Origin of the sequence: Paenibacillus sp. GCM10027629 (genome assembly GCF_042676425.1) — a bacterium.
GTDB lineage: Bacteria > Bacillota > Bacilli > Paenibacillales > Paenibacillaceae > Paenibacillus_K > Paenibacillus_K terrigena.
Genome location: NZ_JBHTGZ010000012.1, coordinates 647,065 through 668,296, shown reverse-complemented (window position 1 = coordinate 668,296; position 21,232 = coordinate 647,065). Strand labels below are relative to the sequence as shown.

Annotated in this window: 21 protein-coding genes and 1 other annotated feature; of the genes, 18 read left to right on the top strand and 3 right to left on the bottom strand. The window is 46.9% G+C overall.

Translation table 11 applies throughout. The annotated features are described in order from the left end of the window. Positions 1–17 precede the first annotated feature (17 nt). Positions 18–236 carry a hypothetical protein gene (locus ACFQZR_RS23665; RefSeq protein ID WP_379350485.1) on the bottom strand — a complete coding sequence of 73 codons (219 nt, stop codon included), beginning with the start codon at positions 234–236 and terminating at the stop codon, positions 18–20. A 155-nt stretch (positions 237–391) separates the two neighbouring features. Here ACFQZR_RS23665 and kduI point away from each other — a divergent pair, with 155 nt between their 5' ends. The 7 genes from kduI to ACFQZR_RS23630 all read left to right on the top strand — a co-directional run bounded on the left by kduI (position 392) and on the right by ACFQZR_RS23630 (position 9,574). Continuing rightward, positions 392–1,225 (top strand): 5-dehydro-4-deoxy-D-glucuronate isomerase, encoded by an 834-nt coding sequence (gene kduI / locus ACFQZR_RS23660; protein ID WP_379350483.1) that lies wholly within the window; start codon positions 392–394, stop codon positions 1,223–1,225. Between the two features lie 61 nt (positions 1,226–1,286). After that, entirely contained in the window at positions 1,287–2,042 is a 756-nt protein-coding gene (locus tag ACFQZR_RS23655) for a DeoR/GlpR family DNA-binding transcription regulator (protein WP_379350481.1), read from the top strand. 19 nt (positions 2,043–2,061) lie between these two features. Then, entirely contained in the window at positions 2,062–2,814 is a 753-nt protein-coding gene (kduD, locus tag ACFQZR_RS23650; protein WP_379350479.1) for a 2-dehydro-3-deoxy-D-gluconate 5-dehydrogenase KduD, read from the top strand. A gap of 53 nt (positions 2,815–2,867) precedes the next feature. Continuing rightward, positions 2,868–3,133: a binding site (T-box leader), on the top strand. 69 nt (positions 3,134–3,202) lie between these two features. Then, positions 3,203–4,237, top strand: coding sequence for a phenylalanine--tRNA ligase subunit alpha (gene pheS, locus ACFQZR_RS23645; RefSeq protein ID WP_379350978.1), 1,035 nt, complete (start codon positions 3,203–3,205; stop codon positions 4,235–4,237). Positions 4,238–4,269: 32 nt separating this feature from the next. Further along, the gene (gene pheT / locus ACFQZR_RS23640) at positions 4,270–6,705 is read left to right on the top strand and encodes a phenylalanine--tRNA ligase subunit beta (RefSeq protein WP_379350477.1); all 2,436 of its coding nucleotides are present in this window, start codon (positions 4,270–4,272) and stop codon (positions 6,703–6,705) included. Positions 6,706–6,796: 91 nt separating this feature from the next. After that, on the top strand, positions 6,797–9,040 hold the full coding sequence (gene zapA, locus ACFQZR_RS23635) for a cell division protein ZapA (RefSeq protein ID WP_379350475.1): 2,244 nt from the start codon (positions 6,797–6,799) through the stop codon (positions 9,038–9,040). Between the two features lie 45 nt (positions 9,041–9,085). Next, positions 9,086–9,574 (top strand): CvpA family protein, encoded by a 489-nt coding sequence (locus tag ACFQZR_RS23630; protein WP_379350473.1) that lies wholly within the window; start codon positions 9,086–9,088, stop codon positions 9,572–9,574. A gap of 115 nt (positions 9,575–9,689) precedes the next feature. Here the strand turns inward: ACFQZR_RS23630 and ACFQZR_RS23625 are convergent, their stop codons facing one another. After that, positions 9,690–10,037 (bottom strand): phage holin family protein, encoded by a 348-nt coding sequence (locus ACFQZR_RS23625; RefSeq protein WP_018756214.1) that lies wholly within the window; start codon positions 10,035–10,037, stop codon positions 9,690–9,692. A 151-nt stretch (positions 10,038–10,188) separates the two neighbouring features. On the opposite strand from ACFQZR_RS23625, the gene ACFQZR_RS23620 reads away from it, so the two are divergent. The 9 genes from ACFQZR_RS23620 (at position 10,189) to ACFQZR_RS23580 (ending at position 17,509) form a co-directional block, all read left to right on the top strand. Beyond that, positions 10,189–12,552 (top strand): endonuclease MutS2, encoded by a 2,364-nt coding sequence (locus ACFQZR_RS23620; protein ID WP_379350470.1) that lies wholly within the window; start codon positions 10,189–10,191, stop codon positions 12,550–12,552. Positions 12,553–12,598: 46 nt separating this feature from the next. Then, complete coding sequence (locus ACFQZR_RS23615) at positions 12,599–13,018, top strand: DUF350 domain-containing protein (protein ID WP_018756212.1); 420 nt, start codon at positions 12,599–12,601, stop codon at positions 13,016–13,018. A gap of 132 nt (positions 13,019–13,150) precedes the next feature. Further along, entirely contained in the window at positions 13,151–13,573 is a 423-nt protein-coding gene (locus tag ACFQZR_RS23610) for a hypothetical protein (protein WP_379350467.1), read from the top strand. A 19-nt stretch (positions 13,574–13,592) separates the two neighbouring features. Beyond that, positions 13,593–14,510 (top strand): cysteine synthase A, encoded by a 918-nt coding sequence (gene cysK, locus ACFQZR_RS23605; protein ID WP_379350465.1) that lies wholly within the window; start codon positions 13,593–13,595, stop codon positions 14,508–14,510. A gap of 154 nt (positions 14,511–14,664) precedes the next feature. Further along, on the top strand, positions 14,665–14,901 hold the full coding sequence (locus ACFQZR_RS23600; RefSeq protein ID WP_379350463.1) for a hypothetical protein: 237 nt from the start codon (positions 14,665–14,667) through the stop codon (positions 14,899–14,901). Between the two features lie 24 nt (positions 14,902–14,925). Then, complete coding sequence (locus ACFQZR_RS23595) at positions 14,926–15,348, top strand: spore coat protein (RefSeq protein WP_379350461.1); 423 nt, start codon at positions 14,926–14,928, stop codon at positions 15,346–15,348. Positions 15,349–15,464: 116 nt separating this feature from the next. After that, positions 15,465–15,956: an Lrp/AsnC family transcriptional regulator gene (locus tag ACFQZR_RS23590; RefSeq protein ID WP_018756207.1), complete on the top strand. Its 492-nt coding sequence runs from the start codon at positions 15,465–15,467 to the stop codon at positions 15,954–15,956. Between the two features lie 18 nt (positions 15,957–15,974). Then, entirely contained in the window at positions 15,975–17,174 is a 1,200-nt protein-coding gene (locus tag ACFQZR_RS23585) for an aminotransferase class I/II-fold pyridoxal phosphate-dependent enzyme (protein ID WP_379350459.1), read from the top strand. A gap of 119 nt (positions 17,175–17,293) precedes the next feature. After that, positions 17,294–17,509: a Spo0E family sporulation regulatory protein-aspartic acid phosphatase gene (locus ACFQZR_RS23580; RefSeq protein ID WP_314585628.1), complete on the top strand. Its 216-nt coding sequence runs from the start codon at positions 17,294–17,296 to the stop codon at positions 17,507–17,509. Between the two features lie 16 nt (positions 17,510–17,525). Here ACFQZR_RS23580 and ACFQZR_RS23575 read toward each other — a convergent pair whose 3' ends face one another. Further along, complete coding sequence (locus tag ACFQZR_RS23575) at positions 17,526–18,536, bottom strand: peptidoglycan DD-metalloendopeptidase family protein (RefSeq protein ID WP_379350456.1); 1,011 nt, start codon at positions 18,534–18,536, stop codon at positions 17,526–17,528. A 189-nt stretch (positions 18,537–18,725) separates the two neighbouring features. Here ACFQZR_RS23575 and ACFQZR_RS23570 point away from each other — a divergent pair, with 189 nt between their 5' ends. After that, positions 18,726–19,439, top strand: a complete 714-nt coding sequence (locus ACFQZR_RS23570) for a response regulator transcription factor (protein ID WP_379350454.1) — start codon at positions 18,726–18,728, stop codon at positions 19,437–19,439. After that, complete coding sequence (locus ACFQZR_RS23565; RefSeq protein ID WP_379350452.1) at positions 19,432–21,228, top strand: sensor histidine kinase; 1,797 nt, start codon at positions 19,432–19,434, stop codon at positions 21,226–21,228. Before ACFQZR_RS23570 ends, ACFQZR_RS23565 begins: the two co-directional genes overlap by 8 nt. Positions 21,229–21,232: the final 4 nt, after the last annotated feature.

Sequence of the window (21,232 nt, the reverse complement as noted above, 5' to 3'; positions counted from 1 at the left end):
CCCAGCCTTCTGATTGTTTACAAAAATTTGAATTCGATATCTGCAAAAAACGCTTTAGCTAGTTGCAGGAAATCATCCTTACTTAATTTTATTTCATCATCAAAATTATATTTCAGAATCGATTTGTCTGGCTTATATTTTATTGTCTTATCCGCCTTCATCCGATTGTTGTTCTCCATCATGGAGTTACAGAGCATGCGAACCTCATTCAGCGAGTTCCCGTCCTTCAGTTCCACGGCTGCGATTATGAGATTCCAAGGTTTCGTTCCGTCTCTTTAGGCAATGGCGGTGTATTTTATGTTCATTTAAGTTCATTAAAATAAATAATATATACATAAACGAACAAATGAACTATAATGAACGAAAATACGATAAATTGGAGTTGATCCTGATGGAAGTCCGTTATACGTCCCACCCGAATGAAGTGAAGCAATTTGATACCGATCGTTTGCGTCAAGAATTCTTAATCGAGACGTTATTTGCCCCAGGCCAATTGAATCTTGTCTATTCGCATGTAGATCGCTTTATTGTGGGCGGCGTTGTTCCGACGAAAGAGCCAGTGAAGCTGGAAGCCGATGCGAAGGATATGGGAACGGAATATTTTCTCGAACGCCGCGAGATCGGGATCATCAACATTGGTCCGGCGGGCGTGATTACGGTCGATGGTGAACGTTATGAAATGCAGACTAAAGATTGCTTATATATAGGACTTGGCGCAAAGCAAGTCTTGTTCGAAAGTGTTGATGAGGCAGCACCAGCACGGTTCTACTTGAACTCAACGCCAGCTCATCAACATTACCCGACAGTCAAATCGGCGCTCGAAGAAGCATCCCCGAACCACCTCGGAAGTATTACGAGCTCGAATGAACGTACGATTTATCGCTTCATCCATCAGAATGGTGTAAAAAGCTGTCAGCTTGTGATGGGAATGACGCTGCTCAAGCCTGGCAACATGTGGAATACAATGCCATGCCATACACATAACCGCCGATCCGAAGTGTACCTGTATTTTGATATGCCGCAAGATGGTGTGGTTTTTCATATGATGGGTGAGCCGGATGAGACGCGCCATGTGGTAATGCGTAATGAGCAGGCGATTATCTCGCCAAGCTGGTCGATTCATAGCGGTGTAGGAACGAACAACTATACATTCATCTGGGGCATGGCGGGTGAGAACCAGACGTTCGAAGATATGGACGCGGTTGCGATGCAGGATCTGAGATAACACGCCTTTGGCTGTGGTACAATGAGTGCCTATACTTTAGGGATTGGATGGTAGGGAACGAATGAACAGTATTTTGCGGCATGAAAAAATTATGGAAATATTGCTCTCGCAGCGCGAAGTGTCTGTGAATGAACTCAGTGATCAGCTGCAGGTGACAGGCAAGACGATTCGCGAGGATCTCAGCAAGCTGGAGGAACAAGGGCTGCTGGTCCGTGTCCATGGGGGAGCCATGCTGAAGCATCAAGATCAATTCGGGATGCTGTCTGTTCATGAACCGATCATGCAACATCGTGAAGACAAGACTTTAATTGCCGAGCGGGCACTGAAATATATTGAGCATGATGATGTAATTGCACTGGACGGGGGAAGCACGACCCTTGAAATCGCCAAATTACTTGAAAATCGGCCGTACACGGTCATTACGAATGACCTTCATATTATCGGCGTGCTAACAGCCAAGGATCAGATTCGTCTCGTCGTCCCTGGAGGATACCGCGTTCGGAATATGCTGACGGGCACAGAAGCGATCGAATATATGCGGAAGTTGAATGTGCAGACAGCGTTTATTTCAGCGACAGGGATTCATTTAGAACAAGGCTTGTCTGTGTTTACTGGGGATTTTATTGAGATGAAAAGAGCCATGCTGGAAATGGCACAGAAAGTATATGCGGTGGTCGACCATTCGAAGTTCGATCGGAGTGCGCTTCGAACGGTGGCTGCGATTCAAGAGTTAGATGGCATTATTACCGATGAGAAGTTGTCTGAGGAAATTTATCTGAAGTATCAGCAAGCCGGTGTCATGATAGATCGATCTTGAGAGAGGGCGTGTCATTCGGATGGGAAGTTTTGAATTGCAAGGTAAAACAGCGCTCGTGACAGGCGTCTCTGGCGGGCTTGGAAGAGCGATGGCGCTGGGTCTGGCGGAAGCAGGTGCTGACATCATCGCGGTATCTTATTCGGATGCGAGCGAGACGATGAAGGCGATTGAGAAGCTTGGTCGTAGAACTGCTTTTATCCAAGCTGATTTGAGCCAGCATGAAGTACTGGACAACGTTGTAACGCAAGCGATTGAAGCTTTTGGCGGCGTAGATATTCTGGTGAACAATGCAGGGATCATTCGTAGGACACCTGCAGCGCAGCACAGCTGGGAAGATTGGCAAGCGGTACTTGATCTGAACTTGAATACCGTATTCTACCTCTGTCAGCAGGTTGGCAGACATATGATTGAACGTGGGAGCGGGAAGATTATCAATATCGCGTCGATGTTAACTTTTCAAGGTGGAATTAATGTGCCTGGATATACAGCGAGTAAGCATGCCGTGGCGGGGGTTACGAAGGCGCTGGCGAACGAATGGGCATCCAAAGGCGTGCAGGTGAACGCGATCGCACCAGGCTATATGGAGACCGACAATACGGCACAAATTCGTGCAGATCAGAATCGATTCCAATCGATTTCCGATCGGATTCCAGCAGGGCGCTGGGGGACACCTGAGGACCTGAAGGGGCCGATTGTTTTCCTCGCATCGAGTGCATCGGACTACGTGAACGGTCATGTCCTTTGTGTCGATGGCGGATGGTTAGTGCGATAGCTTGCAACAAAGCACTTTTTTGCATATAATATAACCTGATTGTTGAATGAATGTGAAATGCGATGATAGAGACAAGTACGCAGTACCTCTAGACCAGGGAGGAGATGCCGAAGATTGAGAGCATCTCTGTAGAGATAGGCTGCCGAAATTCACTCTTGAGCAGTTCTTTGAACGACAGGCTTAATCCTAGTTCAGTAGAAGATACCGGCTTCGAACCGTTATTCGATGAGTGAGAGAATATCCGAATGCATGAATGCATCACGCATGTGTATGAGGTGTTGTCTAACAAGGGTGGTACCACGGTCTTTTCGTCCCTTACGGGAGAGAAGGCCTTTTTTTGTTGGTTAGGTATATTAACTATTTCTATAAGGGGGTCAACCTGATGTTGATGAAAGAACGCTTAGAGGAACTCAAGGAAATCGCAGTATCTGCGCTGTCTAAAGTGTTGGACCCGCAAGAGCTAAACGATCTGCGCGTCAAATACCTGGGTAAAAAAGGTGAGCTCACTGAAGTGCTGCGCGGCATGGGAAGCCTGAGTGCAGAAGAACGTCCGGTTATCGGGCAAGTAGCCAATGAAGTGCGCGGTGCGATCGAAGGATTGATCACGAACCTGCAAGAGAAATTCCGTGCAGAAGAAACCGCACAACGACTGGCAGCAGAGACGATTGACGTGACTTTACCGGGTCGTCCAATGAACGCAGGTGCATTGCATCCGCTTCATAAAGTCATTCAAGATATTGAAGATATTTTCATTGGGATGGGCTATGAAATTGCGGAAGGCCCTGAAGTGGAGAATGATTTCTACAACTTCGAAGCCTTGAACTTGCCGAAGAACCATCCAGCGCGCGATATGCAGGATTCATTCTATGTGACGGATGAAATTCTGATGCGTACACAGACTTCTCCAGTTCAAATTCGTACGATGCAAGCGAAAAAAGGCCAAGGTCCGATCAAAATCATCTGCCCGGGTAAAGTATTCCGCCGCGATGATGACGATGCGACGCATTCGTTCCAGTTCTACCAAATGGAAGGTCTTGTGGTCGACAAAAACATTCGCATGAGCGACTTAAAAGGGACGCTTTTGCAATTCGTACAGCAAATGTACGGTAAAGATACGCAAATTCGCTTGCGTCCGAGCTTCTTCCCGTTCACAGAGCCTAGTGCAGAAGTTGACGTGACTTGCGTGACTTGTGGCGGCGATGGCTGCCGCATTTGTAAACATACAGGCTGGCTGGAAATTCTAGGTTCAGGTATGGTGCATCCGGAAGTATTGCGTATGGGTGGCTACGACCCTGAAGAATATTCAGGCTTCGCATTTGGCCTTGGCATTGACCGGATTGCGATGTTGAGATACGGCATTGACGATATCCGTCATTTATATACGAATGATTTGCGCTTCTTGAAGCAATTTTCACGGATTTAACACTTTAACAAGAATAAGGAAGTGAATGAGCGATGAGAGTATCTTACCAATGGTTAACGGATTATATCGATCTTAGTGATCTCACTGCGGAGCAAGTCGCAGATAAAATTAGATACGCAGGTATCGAAATCGATGTTGTAGAGAACCGGAATAAAGGTGTTAACAAAGTCGTTGTCGGCTATGTGGAGACGAAGGAAAAACATCCGGATGCGGATAAATTGAACGTATGTACCGTTAATGTCGGTGAAGAAGAATTGCTGCAAATCGTATGCGGTGCGAAAAATGTGGACGCAGGCCAGAAGGTTCCTGTTGCCCTTGTGGGTGCAGTAATGCCTGGCGGCATGGAAATCAAAAAAGCGAAGCTGCGCGGCGTAGCATCGCACGGAATGATCTGCTCGGCGAAAGAGCTTGGCCTCAATGACAAACTGCTCCCAAAAGAGCAGCAAGAAGGTATCTTGGTCTTGCCTGAAGCAACACCAGTTGGGACGCCAATTGTGGACGTACTTGCAATCGATGACCATGTACTTGAACTGGATCTAACGCCAAACCGTTCGGATTGCTTAAGCATGTTGGGTGCAGCATACGAAGTAGCTGCGATTCTCGGCCGTGAAGTCAAATTGCCGAAAGCAGACGTGGATGCCGTGTCTTCGAATGCGCAAGCGAAAGATCATGTGGAAGTGAGCATTACAGCAACGGAATTGTGCAGTCATTACGCTGCTCGTTATATCAGCGGCGTGAAGATCGGTCCATCCCCGCAATGGATGCAGAACCGCTTGATGGCAGCTGGTGTACGTCCAATCAACAATATTGTTGATATTACGAACTACGTCATGCTCGAATACGGACAGCCGTTACATGCCTTTGATGCCGGCAAACTCGCAGGCGGCAAAGTTGGTGTTCGTCTTGCGAACGAAGGCGAAGTGCTCGTGACGCTTGACGATCAAGAGCGTAAGCTGGAGCCTTCTATGCTGCTCATTACAGATGGCGAGAACAAGGCTATTGGTATTGCTGGTGTCATGGGTGGAGCGAACTCGGAAGTCTCTGCTGAGACAGTGAGCATTATTCTTGAATCTGCGAAATTTGACGGCGGTTCGGTTCGTAAGGCATCACGCTCATTAGGCTTGCGTTCGGAAGCAAGCATTCGGTTCGAGAAGGAAGTGAACCCGGAAGCGGTCATTCCAGCATTGAATCGTGCAGCGGCACTCATGGCAGAATGTGCAGGCGGAACGGTTGCGCAAGGGATCGTTGAATCTGTTGTCAGCATGTCGGAGCCTGCGGTGGTAACATTATCACTTGCCAAAGTAAATCGTTACCTAGGCACATCCCTATCCGCAGAAGAAGTGAAAGCGATCTTCGATCGTCTTCAATTTGCATATACAGAACAAGGCGATATCGTTACCGTATCGGTACCAAAACGCCGCGGCGATATTACAGTCGATGTTGATCTCATCGAAGAGGTGGCTCGTCTATACGGCTACGACAATATCCCGACGACATTGATCGAAGGCGCAACGACACCAGGCGGATACACGAAATCGCAAAAAATTCGTCGTGAATTGCGTCAATTGCTAACAAGCATGGGATTGTATGAGGTTGTGAACTATTCATTCACGCATCCAGCTCAAAATGAGTTGTTCGGCGGCTTAACGCTAGGATCCAAAGCGGTAGCCCTGTCCATGCCGATGAGTGAAGAGCGCAGCGTACTTCGTACGAGTATCGTGCCGAGCTTGCTTGAGAATGCAGCTTACAACCGGAACCGGAAGACAGAAGATGTTGCCATCTTCGAAGTTGCGAACCTCTATTCGACGGATGAAGAGACATTAACGGAGTTGCCGAGCGAGCAGCCGATGTTCGGTCTATTGCTTGCAGGGAACCGTCAATCCGCACAATGGAATCTGAAAGCCATGAAATACGATTTCTATGATGCGAAAGGTGTACTGGAAGCGATCTTTACTTACATTGGCGTTGACCAACAAGTTCGTTATGTTTCCGATAAGCCACAAGGCTACCATCCAGGCCGTTCGGCATCGATCTATCTTGGCGAGCAACGGATCGGCGCAATCGGTCAAGTCCATCCGGAGATTCAACAGAACAAAGATTTGGATGACACGTATATTGCTGAATTGCAGCTTGCACCTCTTTATGAAGCAGCTGATTTCAAAGTGACGTATAAATCATTGCCTCGTTTCCCTGCAGTAGAGCGTGATATTGCGGTTGTTGTGGCGACAGAAGTTGCTGTTGGCGATATGGTCTCAGCGGCTCGTGAAGAAGCATCGGAATTGCTAGAGTCTATCCAAGTGTTCGACATCTATATGGGTGAGAAGCTTGGCGCAGGCAAGAAAAGTGTGGCGATCTCGCTTGTGTATCGTAATTTAGAGCGTACGTTGACAGATGAAGAAGTGACAGAAGTACATGGTAAGGTGGTAAGCCGCCTGGAACAATCTTTTGAGGCGGAATTAAGAAAATAGCAGGAAATACGAACAGTCACATCGAATGTAATCAGAGGAATCGGTGTGGCTGTTTTTTTTGTACAAAAAGATGATAAGGAGGGCAACGACCATGACTACAGAGGATCGTACCCGCGTTACCGTAGAAATCTACGGAGCACAATACAAACTTGTCGGAACCTCTAGTAAAGACTTCGTTAAAACGGTGGCGGACTACGTCAATGAACATATGGTTGAAATTGCAAAAGGAAATCCAAGACTTGATGTTCCTCGAATCGCTGTTCTTGCAGCGGTACATATGGCGGAACAACTGATGGACGCACGTCGTCATCAGGAGAATATTGATAAAATCAAAGCGGATCACGATAGAATTCAGGCGGAATTGCACCGTAATCGCGCTGAACAGGCTGTACAGCAGGAACAAGCACAGAAGCAGCTGGAAGATCAGAAGCAGCAGGTGCAAGAGAAATTGAAAGTGATTGATGAGCAGAAGGCTCAGATGATGAAGCTGAATACGGAGCATCAGGAACAGTTGACGCAAGTTGAACTCAAGCATCAAGAGCAATTGAAGCAGCTGGGTGCTGAACGACAGAAAGAGTTCTCGCAATTAGAGTCCAAATATAAGAATGAATTCGCTCAGCGTGAAGCACAGCTCAAGGATCAGTCTGCCAAGGCTGAAAGTGTACATAAAGAGCAGTTGGCTCAGCTAGAGACAAAACAGAATTATCAATTATCGTCCCTTCAAGGGCAATGGAATGCAGCAAAGAAGGAAGCAGGCGATCTTCGTTCGCAATTGGGACAAGCGGTGCAGCGTGAACAGGCGCTGAAGTCGAGTGAAGGGAAACTGAAAGAGCAAATTACACAACTTGAGAAGCAGCTTGATATCGTGAAAATCGGTACGGATAAGCAGTTGAATGATGTTAAAGCGCAAGCAGCACACCAGCTGCAAGAAGCCAATGCAGAAGCTGTGAAACAGCTGGAAGAAGCGAAAGCAGAAGCCGAGAATCAGATCGCAGAAGTGAAGGCGCAAGCCGAGAAACAAATTACAGAGGTTAAGGCAAATGCGGTTCAAACCAGAACAACTGCAGAGAAGCAATTGGCGGAGTTGAAGTTGAAGTACGAAGCAGAGTTTACGACCATGAAAGAGCAGCTTGAGAAGCAGCTCTCTGAAGTGAAGTCGCAGCATGAACAGCAGAAATCCCAATCCGATCAGCGCCTTGCAGCGCTCAAATCACAGTTCGAAGAGCAATTCGAAACGATGAAGGCGCAGCTTGAACTGCAGCTTGCTGATGCGCATACCCAATCCGAACAGCAGCTTACGGCATTGAAATTACAGTCGGAGCAGGAGCTTGCCGAGCTGATGGAACAATATGAGCTGCAGCAGCAAGCTGCAGAACAACAGTACCATCGTGAAATCGCAGCAGCGAAGCAGGACTCTACTGCTCAGTATAAGCAGCTCCAGAAGAAGTCTGAAGAGGAGCTTGCGGAATTGATGCTGCAAGCGGAACAAGAGCTTACGGAATATAAACTTCTCTCGGAGCAAGAATTGTCCGAAATGAAGCAACAATATGAGCAGGAGCTCGCGGATCTGAAGGAAAAATCCCAGAAAGATCTCTTACATGTGAAGTTGAACGCGGAAGTTGAACTGGAGGATACGAAGTCCTATTATGACGAGTTGATCCAAGAAGAGAAGCTGCAGATGGAAGAACAACTTGCGGCAATTCAAGCGAAGGTTATGGAACTCGAAGCGGGTCTTTCAGCGAAGCAGCAGGACATGAAGCAATTGCAAGCGCAAATTTATGATCTGGAAGAGCGAGAGAATAGTATTCGAGCATCGGAGAGTGAGTTAGCAGCGCGCAACAGCTTGCTAGAGCAAGAACTGGAGAATGAGAAGTTTAAGTTAACCGAAGAACAGCTTCAATTCGAGCAGCTTCTAGAAGAACTCACACCGCTTAAGGAATTGAATGCCCAGTTGGCTGCGACCAATGAAGAGCTTGCCGTTACAGCAGAACGGATTCGAACGGATAAGGATCAGCTTGAACTAGATCAGCTGCAATGGCTAGATGAGCGTGACGGACTGAAGGAGAAGCTTAACCAAGTGCAAGAGAAAACTCGTGCTGCTGTGGAACGCAGCGAGCTGCTCGAGCGGTCATTGAACGAAGCTTATGATGAGCTGAGTGTTCTGAAAGAACAATTCGAAGTAGTTTCCCACCAATATCGTTTACTTCAATCCGAACGCGAGCTTGGTGCGGATCAAGAGAGCAAAATCGCAGAAGAATATCGTAAACTACAGGAAGAGTACGCGAAGCTACAACAAGAATATAATGAGTGGATCGAACTCATTGATCAGAACTAACAGGATGGACAGAATGATAGAGGGTTATTCGATATGCATGTAAACGTGATTGATTATATATGGCTTGGGATCGCTATTATTGCCGGAGTTTATGGGTATATTCGTGGGTTCGTGAATACGTTCGTATCGATATTTGGAATTTGTTTTTCTTTTATTATTTCGATACTCTATTATCAGCGATTTAGTAGCTGGCTGGGGAAGACAACAGGGCTCAATGTAACGCTCTCTAGTATTCTTGCCTTTATTGTCTTATTCTTAGTGACGAAATACGCTTTAGTCATTGCGGGGGGCTTCCTGAATTTCATTGCGAAGGCACCGGGGATTCATCGATTGAATCGCTGGTCCGGCGCGATATTTGGTGTCTTTGAATGGATTGTCATCTCGATTATCATCATTTATCTGGCGAAATACATGAAAGCACCCGAGATGAAATCGATGCTTGAGGGTAGCTGGGTATCACGCCAGATCAGCACTCATATGCCTGATATTATTGCAGCGACCGCACAGTTTATCGCACGAATTACAGGGATTTAGCTGTGGCTTGGTCAATAAGCAAAAAGAGCGGTTACGACATGCGGGAGGAACTGCATGTTATAACCGCTCTTTTTGTAATATGTGGTGCGATTAATGATTTATCGACCTGCACAGATCATTTCGCGGCTTCGTAAGGGGTAGACACCGGAATGAATAGATCGATAAGTCCGATCACCAATGCACCGAGAATCGCGCCGATGACCGAGACGGATACGCCGCCGATAAAAAATTGAGCGACCCATATGACGAGCGCGCTCGTCAAGAAACCGACAATACCGCGTCCAAATGGCGTTATCTTCGTACCGAAGATGCTCTCGATGATCCATCCAATGACGGCAATCGCAAGGGCGAGGAACAATGCGCTCCAGAATCCTCCGATTTTAAAGGCAGGAACGATCCAACTGACGACGAGTAGTACAAGCGCCGAGACGATAAATCGAACAACGTGGCCAAGAAAATTCATGTGAATCCTCCTTTGATGTAATCATTACAACGGGTTCAACGATTATTTTACCCTTCTTGGCGAACATTATGAGTACAGCTGAAAAAAAGCTCGAACATGGCTTTACACGCGCGGTTCAGCTATAATAACATCGAGAGGAGCTGAATTCTCAGTGGATAAGAAAATTTTTAGAACGATGGAATATGAGAAGATTTTACATAGATTAGCAAGCCATGCTTCGACAAGTATTGGAAAAGAAATGGCGGAAGAACTGCAACCTGTATCTTCTCTAAATGATGTGAAGCGGCTCTTGCAAGCAACGGACGAAGCTTATACCATCGATCGACTCAAAGGAAGCGCGCCGTTCGGAGGCGTCGTTGATATTCGCAACAGCCTAAGACGTGCCCATATCGGCGGTATGCTGAATGCGCATGAGCTGCTCGATATTGCGAATACGATCTTTGGTGGAAGAAGGGTGAAACGTTTCATTGAGCAGGTGCATGACGATGAGCCCGTGCCGCTCGTATATGAACTGAGTCAGTTGATTACGGACCAGAAGCCGCTCGAAGATTCGATTAAGGCATGCATCGACGATCAGGCGGAAGTGATGGATCAAGCGAGTGCCGAGCTTGCCCTTGTTCGCAGGGAGCTGCGTAACGGTGAGGTACGTATTCGAGAGAAGCTGGAACAGATGATCCGCTCATCTTCGGTATCGAAGATGCTTCAGGATCAATTGATTACCATTCGGAATGATCGATTTGTAATTCCAGTGAAGAGTGAATATCGCTCACATTTTGGCGGTATTGTGCATGATCAATCAAGCTCTGGGGCAACGATGTTCATCGAACCAGAATCAATCGTCGCGATGAACAACAAACTCCGTGAGGCAAGATTGAAGGAAGAACGTGAAATCGAGAAAATATTGTATCGTCTATCGTCCGAAGCTGGAGAGCAGGAAGAACTGCTAAGAGCAGATGTTGAGATTATGGGTGATCTCGACTTCATGTTTGCAAAAGCTCGTTTAGCGCATGTGATGAAGGCAACGCTGCCGATCATGAATGATCGCGGCTTTATGAAGCTGCGAAAAGGGCGCCATCCGTTGATTGAACTGGATAAGGTAGTACCGATCGATCTAGAGTTAGGTAATTCGTTTACTTCGATTATTGTGACAGGGCCGAATACAGGCGGTAAGACTGTGTCATTGAAGACCATAGGTCTGCTGAGTCTGATGGCCATGTCTGGATTGTTCATTCCAGCCGAAGATGGAAGTCAGATGTGTGTGTTTGATGCGATCTATGCCGATATTGGCGATGAGCAGAGTATTGAACAGAGTCTAAGTACCTTCTCCAGCCATATGACGAACATTATTCGGATCTTGCATCAAATGACGGAGAAGAGCCTCATTCTATTGGATGAGCTGGGGGCAGGTACAGACCCTGCAGAAGGATCTGCACTTGCTATCTCGATCTTGGAGCATATCCATGCGAAGGGCTGCCGGATGGTGGCAACGACGCATTATAGCGAGCTCAAAGCCTATGCCTATGATCGGAAAGGCGTCACTAACGCGAGCATGGAATTCGACGTACAGACGCTTAGTCCGACGTATCGTCTCCTCGTGGGTGTGCCAGGTCGAAGTAATGCATTTGCGATTGCAGAACGGCTTGGATTATCAAATGAAATTATTGAGCATGCGCGCGGCAATGTCAAAGAAGAGGATATGCGCGTAGAGAGCATGATCGCTTCCCTCGAAGAGAACCGTTTAAGTGCAGAGGCTGAGCGTGTCAGTGCGGAGCAGCTGCGTCGTGAGCTTGAAACGCTGCGCAAACAGCAAGAGAGCGAACGGGAACGCTTCGATGCACAGCGCGATAAGATGATTGCTAAGGCCGAAGAAGAAGCACGTGATGTGGTCATCAAGGCGCGTCGTGAGGCAGAGACAATTATTGCAGATTTGCGGAAGCTCGCGATGGAGGAAGGCGCTTCTGTTAAGGAGCACAAGTTGATTGCAGCGCGTCGCCAGCTGGATGAAGCAGAACCTGAGCGCCGCACTTCGACTCCAAAACGTGCAAAAACCAAACAAGCTAGACCAATCCAGGCGGGAGATGAAGTGATGGTCTACAGCTTGAATCAGCGGGGGCATGTCGTTGAGACGGCAGGGACAGAAGCTGTTGTTCAGCTTGGCATTATGAAGATGAAGGTAAGCTTGAATGATCTGGAGATGGTACAGGCTGCAGCGCCAGCGAAAGTGCAGCAACAACGCCATGTTACGAGTGTCAAACGAACGCGAGATGAGAATGTGCGTACGGAGCTCGATCTTCGAGGAGCGAATCTCGAAGAGGCGCTTATGGAAGTGGATCGTTTCATCGATGAGGCATTCTTATCGAATCTTGGTCAGATTTATATTATCCACGGCAAAGGAACGGGCATTCTGCGCACGGGGATTCAAGAATACTTGCGTAAGCATCGCCATGTGAAGAGCTATCGTCTTGGAAACTACGGCGAAGGTGGAACGGGCGTGACGGTCGCGGAATTGTCTTAAGCGAGAGCTTAGGGCGATGATTAGATGATGGGTGAGGAGGATCGGCATGGAATCTCAACTGGAAACGTTGTTAGAAAATCCTTATTTCTCAATGGTAGCTTATTTTTCAGTCGCTGTTCTTGCGCTGATCGTCTTCTTAGCTTGTTTTGAGTTATTTACCAAATACCGGTGTTGGGAAGAAATTCGGCGCGGGAATGTGGCTGTTGCAATGGCGACGGGTGGTAAAATATTTGGTATATGCAATATTTTTCGCTCGAGTATTCAAGAGGCGCGATCGATTTATGAATCACTCGCTTGGGCCTCTTTCGGATTCGTACTCTTAATCATTGCCTATTTTTTATTTGAGTTTGTGACGCCTGTGTTTCATATTGATGAAGAGATCGGCAAAGATAATCGGGCCGTGGGGCTCATTGCCATGATGATCTCGATCTCGCTATCATTCATTATTAGTGCGGGGTTGTCTTAGAAGCTCTTATAGAGAAGGAGAATCGTGGAACGAATGAAGTATTTATGGGGATCGCTATTTGTGCTAGCATTGGTCTTTATTGTAATTGGTGTTATTTATTGGATAAACATATAGAATCGTGAGGGAATAACTATGGAACCAGTAATTTGTCCTTGGTGTGATACAGAGATTGTATGGGATGAGGAGATCGGCCCAGAAGAAGAATGTCCGCATTGCAATAATGAATTGAAAGGTTATCGAACGCTGCAAGTGCAGCTCGATGCCGTTACCGAAGATGACGAGCAGATGGGTCGCTATGAAGAGACCGTTGAGCAAGTCTTGGATCAACAGGAAGAAGTGCCTGAATGTATGTACTGCCGCGAATATATGGTGCTCGCAGGCAAACAGGCGACAGCGCCTAACACTTTTCAACCGAATGTCCCTGAAGCTGTAGGCCAGCCATTCGTCGAAGCGCCGTTCAACGTGAACATGTATGTATGTACAGGATGCTTCCAAGTGGCGTATGTCTTATCAGCCGAAGATCGTCAGAAGATGATTAATCGACTTAGCCGTTAAGGGAAAGTGAGGGCTGCGTATGCCGCGTGTCGTGCAGCATATTACGGATTTGATCGGTGATACGCCGGTTGTTCAATTATCGCGAATGGTTACAGATCACCATGCGGATGTGTTCGTGAAGCTAGAAATGTTCAATCCGAGCGGAAGTGTTAAGGACCGAGCAGCGTATCAGATGATTGTTGATGCAGAGCAAGCGGATCTACTTCGACCAGGTGCAACGATCATTGAGCCAACGAGCGGGAATACAGGCATTGGACTTGCGATGACAGCAGCAGCGAAAGGCTATCGTGCGATTCTCGTGATGCCGGATAATATGACCGCGGAACGCATCAATCTGCTAAGAGCATACGGTGCAGAGATTGTACTTACACCCGCAGCAGAGCGAATGACAGGTGCGCTTCGGAAAGCAATAGAGCTTGCAGCGCAAATGGAGAACAGTTTCATTCCGAACCAATTCGAGAATGGCTCGAACCCTGATGCGCACCGTCATACAACAGCTCGTGAGATCATCGAACAAATGGATGGCAAGCTGGATGCCTTTGTTGCTTCTGCAGGTACGGGCGGCACGATTACCGGCACAGGAGAGACACTTAGGCAACAATGGCCTAATCTCCATATCGCCGTCGTTGAACCGAAGGGATCTCCGGTGTTGTCCGGCGGCTCCCCAGGACCCCATAAGCTGGTAGGTACAAGCCCGGGATTCATTCCATCGATCCTTAATACATCGGTGTATGATGAGATTGTTCAAGTCGCAGATGAGGATGCATTGGAGTCGACAAGACGCCTTGCTCGTCTGGAGGGAATACTCGTAGGGCCTTCTTCAGGTGCTACCGTATGGGCGGCTTTAGAGATTGCAGCGAAGCTGGGTCCGGGCAAGCGTGTCCTTGCGATGGCTCCGGATACGGGTGAGCGCTATTTAAGTATGGATTTGTTCTGATTTTCTTAGAAGATCTAAGCCTCGCGCACTTCAAAAGTGTGCGGGGCTTTTTCTTTTTTCGGGTGGGGATAATTTAGATACATAAATGACTCTCGGATTGCCCATTCTAGGTAAGAATCAGAATGACTGTGTTCCGATAAGGAGGAATTTAACCATGCACAACATGATGCACCATCAGCCGTTATCCGGCAAAGAATTAGACTATATTTCCGATTCCATCTCGAACGAAGATCTGCTCGTCAAACAATGCGCCGTCGCTGCGCATAATTCATCGAATCCAGCCGTCCAGCAGCTATGTACGCAAATGCTCCGGGAACATCATCAACACATTCAGATGTTGACGCAATCGTTGCAGCACCATCAATCGATCGCCCCATATCAAATGCAATAATCCGATAACGAAGGAGGAGTATCCATGTACTCGCAGCAACAAGGTCAACAACAGCAGCATGCTGGTGGTGTCATGCAGGATAAAGACATGCTATTCACGATATTGACAGATTTAAAAAGAACGGTAGGCGAATATACGACGGCGACGACGGAAGCTTCCTGCCCGATGGTTCGTCAAATGTTCATGGAGCTGCAGAATCATTCCCTTCGCATGCAAGGAGATCTCTATAACTTCATGCAGCAGAATAATATGTACACCAAACCTCAGCCGGCACTGAAGCAGGCCATTGACAAACAAATTCAGCAGGTGCAGCAGAACCACCAACAAATGGATCAATTCGTACAGCAGCAGTTGAATGGCGGTGGCCAATCGCTGTCCTTCCTGGCTCATACGCAAGCGCAAGCAACGCAGCATACGAACAGCGGTAAGAATCCGTATTACATGTAACCCATCGCAAGTACCGCTTCTGAAGGGGATTTATCACCTGTAGAAGCGGTTTTTTTATTTTGCATGAAGTTGGTATTCGTTGTAATATAGTTATTATGGTTTGGGAGGTCTGTGGAATGAACGCGTTAAAATTACAAATTCTAGACTTGTTAAAAGAAGATGCACGCCGGGATCCGGAGCTGCTCGCCACATTGCTTGGCGTGACTGAAGCAGAAGTTAAGAAGGCCATCGCGGAGCTGGAAGAAGAACATGTCATCGTGAAGTATGCGACGGTTGTGAACTGGAGCAAAGTGGAAGATGATAAAGTCACGGCACTAATCGAAGTTCAGATTACACCTGAACGCGGACGCGGCTTTGAAGGGATTGCGGAGCGGATTTATTTGTTCCCGCAAGTAAAGTCGGTCTATCTCATGTCAGGAGCCTATGATTTGCTCGTTGAAGTAGAAGGGAAGAACTTGAAGGAAGTGGCCAGCTTCGTATCGGATAAATTGTCGCCGATCGACTCGGTGTTATCGACGAAGACGCACTTTATTCTCAAAAAATATAAGCAAGATGGAATCATATTCGAAGAGCATGAAGACGATCACCGTCTCATTGTCTCACCGTAACGAAAAGGAAGAGTAGCCATGATCATAAAAGAGGAAGAACAAAACAAATCGATGTCATCGTATTTAGCGCCTGCTGTACGTGCGATTCCGCCATCGGGGATTCGGAAGTTTTTTGACTTGGCAGTAGGAAATAAGGATATCATTACACTCGGTGTTGGGGAGCCGGATTTCAGTACTCCATGGCACGTGCGCGAAGCATGCGTGTATTCCTTAGAGCGCGGCAAGACGAAATATACGTCTAATGCAGGTATTCCAGAGCTTCGTGAAGCGATCGGCCAATATTTGAATAACGAATTCCATGTCGAATATGACCCGGGAAATGAAGTGCTCGTCACGGTTGGCGGCAGTGAAGCGATTGACCTTGCTCTGCGCGCACTCATTGCTCCGGGGGATGAAATTCTCATTCCAGAGCCGTGTTACATCACCTATTCGCCGATCACGGCCATTGGCGGCGGCGTTCCAGTAGGGATTGAGACGTTTGCGAAGGATCAGTTCAAGTTAAAGGCGGAATCGCTCAAAGCGGCGATTACACCTCGCTCCAAAGTACTTATTCTCTGTTATCCGAGCAATCCAACAGGCGGGATTATGACGCGTGAGGATTGGCTGCCAATTGCGAAGATTGTAGAAGAGAACGATCTGATCGTCATCTCGGACGAGATCTACGCGGAATTGACATACGACCAGAAGCATGTAAGCTTCGCATCGCTGCCGGGTATGAAAGATCGGACGATTCTGGTAAGTGGGTTCTCCAAGGCGTTCGCGATGACGGGTTGGCGGATGGGATATGCTTGTGGACATCCGGAGATTATTGCGGCGATGCTGAAGATTCATCAGTACACGGTGATGTGTGCACCGACGATGGGGCAAGTTGCTGCATTAGAAGCCTTGACGAACGGGATGGAAGAGAAAGACCGGATGGTCGAATCTTACAACCAACGGAGAAGACTTGTTGTGAAAAGCTTCCGTGAGATCGGGCTGGAATGTCATGAACCGCAAGGCGCATTTTATGCGTTCCCTTCGATTCAATCGACAGGACTCACATCGCAAGAATTTGCTACAAGATTGTTGATGGAAGCGAAAGTCGCCGCGGTTCCAGGGGATGTTTTTGGACTCGGCGGTGAAGGATTCTTGCGTTGCTCTTATGCGACATCCGTTGCTCAATTGAACGAAGCCTTTGACAGAATTGGTAACTTTCTCGTGAAACTGAGAAATTCGTGAAAAATAATATACCAATAATAGGGAACTTTTGATATAATATAACATGAGTCTCACTTTTAGTATCATATGTTAGAAGATTTGCACAAGTCGCCATTGAATTTGTACTCCGGGGAGGGATCGTGTTGTATTCTGTAGAATATGATTTGCGCGACAAAGCGAGAAATTCATTTTCGCCAGCGATTGCTCTGGAGGATGAAATTCAATTTTTACGTCTTAAGATGGAAGAAATCGTGTTGTTAGAGAAATCATTTACATCTGATATGGTTATTCAAATTAGTAGTCTGCTAGATGTGAAGATTAATGAGTATATGAGAATTCGTCCACGAAAATCATAACAAATAAAGGCGCCGGTTACGGCGCCTTTATTGTTGTTCCTTGAATATAGTCTGCATTGTTCTCGAATTGGATGCGGATCGATTCGGATTCGAATAGATTCACGCCGTTAGATACTTGGAAGTGAAGATGAGGTTCACTGGAATTGCCAGAGTTGCCGCACAGACCGAGAATATCTCCGGCGTGGACTTGATCGCCAACCTTAACCTTAACAGACCCTTTTTGTAAATGAGCATACAAACTATACTCTTTATTTCCATGGTCGATCACAACATAATTTCCTGCAGGCTCTTTTTCATTCATCGTCCCTACAGGCTCGTTATCTGGAATTTGATCTTTCAGTTCTACGACTTTGCCCGGAGCCGAAGCGACAATAGGCTGGCCGAAGGCGTAGTAGCTGGATAATTGGGTGGCATCGCCTTGATAGGAGCTGCCATCTTTTTGTTGCACAAAATCATACGCATAACGCTGACTTGGATGTTCATAGTGATAATTGACAAGGACATTCGTTCCGCCCCAGAAGGTGAACCATTCCCCGTGGAATGGAAGTGCGAATGTCGTAGCTGTCTTCTTCACATCCGTCTCGGGAAAAGTTTCTAAAGGGACAAGGAGCAGCCCGGATATGCGCCCTTCCGGATCGAATACGGCTTGAATGCCTTTCGTACCTTGCTCATCCGACCAAATGTAATTGGTGGAACCGCTCAGCTTCATTGTCGATTTCAAGGTATAGGATTGGACGCCCTCATGAAAAGCGGATAGCTGCTCCATATCTTTCAATGATACTTGCTGCTTAAACTGTTCATTGAATTGCTGATAAACTGTCTCATTCTTACCTTGAAGAAGGAGATCAGGTAGCTCCTCTGGCTGGAATGGTTTTACATCCACGATGGAAGAAGAGGTGGTGTGGCTTGATGACGCAATATTCGTTGGTGGGTCTTGCCCATCACGAGTACAGGCAGTCAACGTTCCAACGATAGTCACCATGCAGATGAGATGGAGTAGAATAGTCGGTTTTCGGTTCAAATTCATTTGTATATTTGCTCCTTTATGCTTGATATAACCAATCATAAGGGATGGAGTTTATCGTACGAATAACGTAATCTTATGAATGCCTTAATCTTGTTCATGAAAATTAAGGTTCTGTTAAGATCACATTCTACTCTAAGAAAACAAAAGATGTTATGGTGATAGCAGTACCGAAAGATTGGGGAATACAGGATGAATCATGCTAAAATTTTGTTAGTTGATGATGAAGCATCGATATTGAAGCTATTAAAAACGGTGTTAAATAAAGAGGGGTTCCTCAATGTAGATACAGCATCGACAGGGGAAGAAGCGATTAAGGCCTGTCAACGCGTGACGTATGATATGGTCTTGCTGGATGTGATGCTGCCGGGTCAGAGTGGGTTTGATATTTGTCCATGGATTCGGCAGACGACCGATGCGCCGATTCTATTCTTAACAGCTCGTACGACGGATTTGGATAAATTAACGGGGTTTGCACTGGGAGCGGATGACTACGTCACGAAGCCTTTCAACCCGCTTGAAGTCATTGCACGTGTGAAGGCGCAGCTCCGGCGGTATGCGAAGAACGGGAACCGGGAAGCAGAGCGAAGCATCAGCTTTTATGATTATGGTGGTTTTCAGCTGGATGCGTATGCAGGGGAACTCTGGGTACAAGGGAAGCGAGTGGATTGCCCGGCGCAAGTGTTCCAACTGCTCCAATTCTTCTGTCAGCATCCGAACGGAATATTCAGTAAGCAGCAGCTGTATGAACGGGTATGGGGAGATCATAGCATCAATGATGATAATACCGTGATGGTCCATATCCATCGGATTCGTGAGCGCATTGAACCGAATCCGGCAGAGCCGAAATATTTGATGACGGTGCGAGGACTTGGGTATAAGCTCGTTCGGAGGAACGATGAATAAGCGGATGAGCGTGAATCGACGTTTTATTTTCATTTATATTAGACAGTTATTGTTCGTTGGTATGCTGCTGCTCACATTAATTCTAACGGTTCTATTTGTTGCATTCGACAAACTAAATAAGCTAGAGCAGGAACGTGATTTTGCCAAATCAGGTCTGCCCATGCTCATGAACTCTCTTTCTGAGAAGGATGGGAAAATCACATTTGATCCTGAACTATTAGATCAAGTTCGTGAGCAGGGCGGATGGCTGCAATTGATTAATGAACGTAACCAGGTGATTGCTGATTTTGAGACGCCGGATGATTTGCCGAGTCAGTATAATCCCGGTGAATTAACTAGCTATTGGACGAGGGAGCGACCGTTCCCATATGGCTTATATGTGTGGATTCAAGAAAGAAAAGGGAATCTCTATACGTTGATTTATGGCGTCAACAATCCTATTGCACAGATGAAGAGAACCTTACTGCAATCGGTCGAATTAAAGAATGGGAAGATTCAGATCACAGGGTCACTTGCTGCTCAAATCTCCCAATTATCGGGGTGGGTGCAGGTCATTAATGCGGAGGGGTTAGAGATCGCCTCCTACCATAAACCTGCGGATGGACCAAGCCAATATGCTGTACATGATATTATCTTACGCACGCAATATCCTGAGCGGTATGCTTCGCAGTTGGAGTCCGTATTTGATCCAGCAACAGGAAATACTTGGTTAGTGCATCTTCCTATTCAGAATGACGCTTCAGGTGCCCCACAGGATCCTTATTTGGCGATGATCTATGTCTTTGTCATCAGCCTATGTATCTTGCTTGGAATTATTATCATTCTATTAGCTATCATAGCGTTATGGTATGGTCATCGGTTCGGAACGCCAATTCTTCATATGATTGATTGGCTGAAGCATTTGGCGCAGGGACGGTTCATGGAACCTGTGGATCGTAAAGGGTATGCACGGAGTATGAACCGGTCAGGGCGGATGAAGAGAAGGTTTCAGACCTATGCTGAGATGATCGACTCCTTGCACTACCTAACAGAGTCGCTGCAGAAGAACGAGCTGATTCGCAAGCAGCTAGAGACGACGCGTGAAGAGTGGATTGCGGGTGTATCGCATGATCTTAAGACACCTTTATCGTCGATTATGGGGTATGCGCATGTACTCGAATCGAATGCCTATGAATGGCGGCAAGAGGAAATACAAGAGTTCGCGTGTATTATTCGGGAGAAGTCTTTCCATATGGATGAGATGATTGATGATCTCAATCTAACCTATCGCCTGAACAATCATGCCGTTCCGATGCAGAAGGTCGAGATCGAAATGAATGAATTTATCGGCAAAATGGTACTGCAGATGCAACAGCATCCGCAACACGAACAGCGACAGATTCAGTTTGTACCTGCCGCCCAGCCGATTTATTACCCGGTTGATGTGAAATATTTCCGCCGTATCCTTGAGAATTTGCTGGCCAATGCACAATTACATAACCCACCGGATACACATATTCAGGTGATGATGGCTATCGAAGAGGATGGTGCGTTTCGAATCGAAATTCAAGATAAGGGGTTAGGAATGGATGAGGCGACGGTTGATCGATTATTTGAACGTTATTACCGAGGCACTCCGACCGAGAATCTCCATCAAGGGACTGGTCTTGGCATGGCGATCGCGAGACAGCTTGTTCACGAGCATGATGGTCATATTGAGGTAGAGAGTCAGGTTGGTGTGGGGACGACGATCTCATTATTATTCCGTCAGTCTACCTGCTTCCAGGAAATGAAAGTGCAGTTAAGCTGATGAA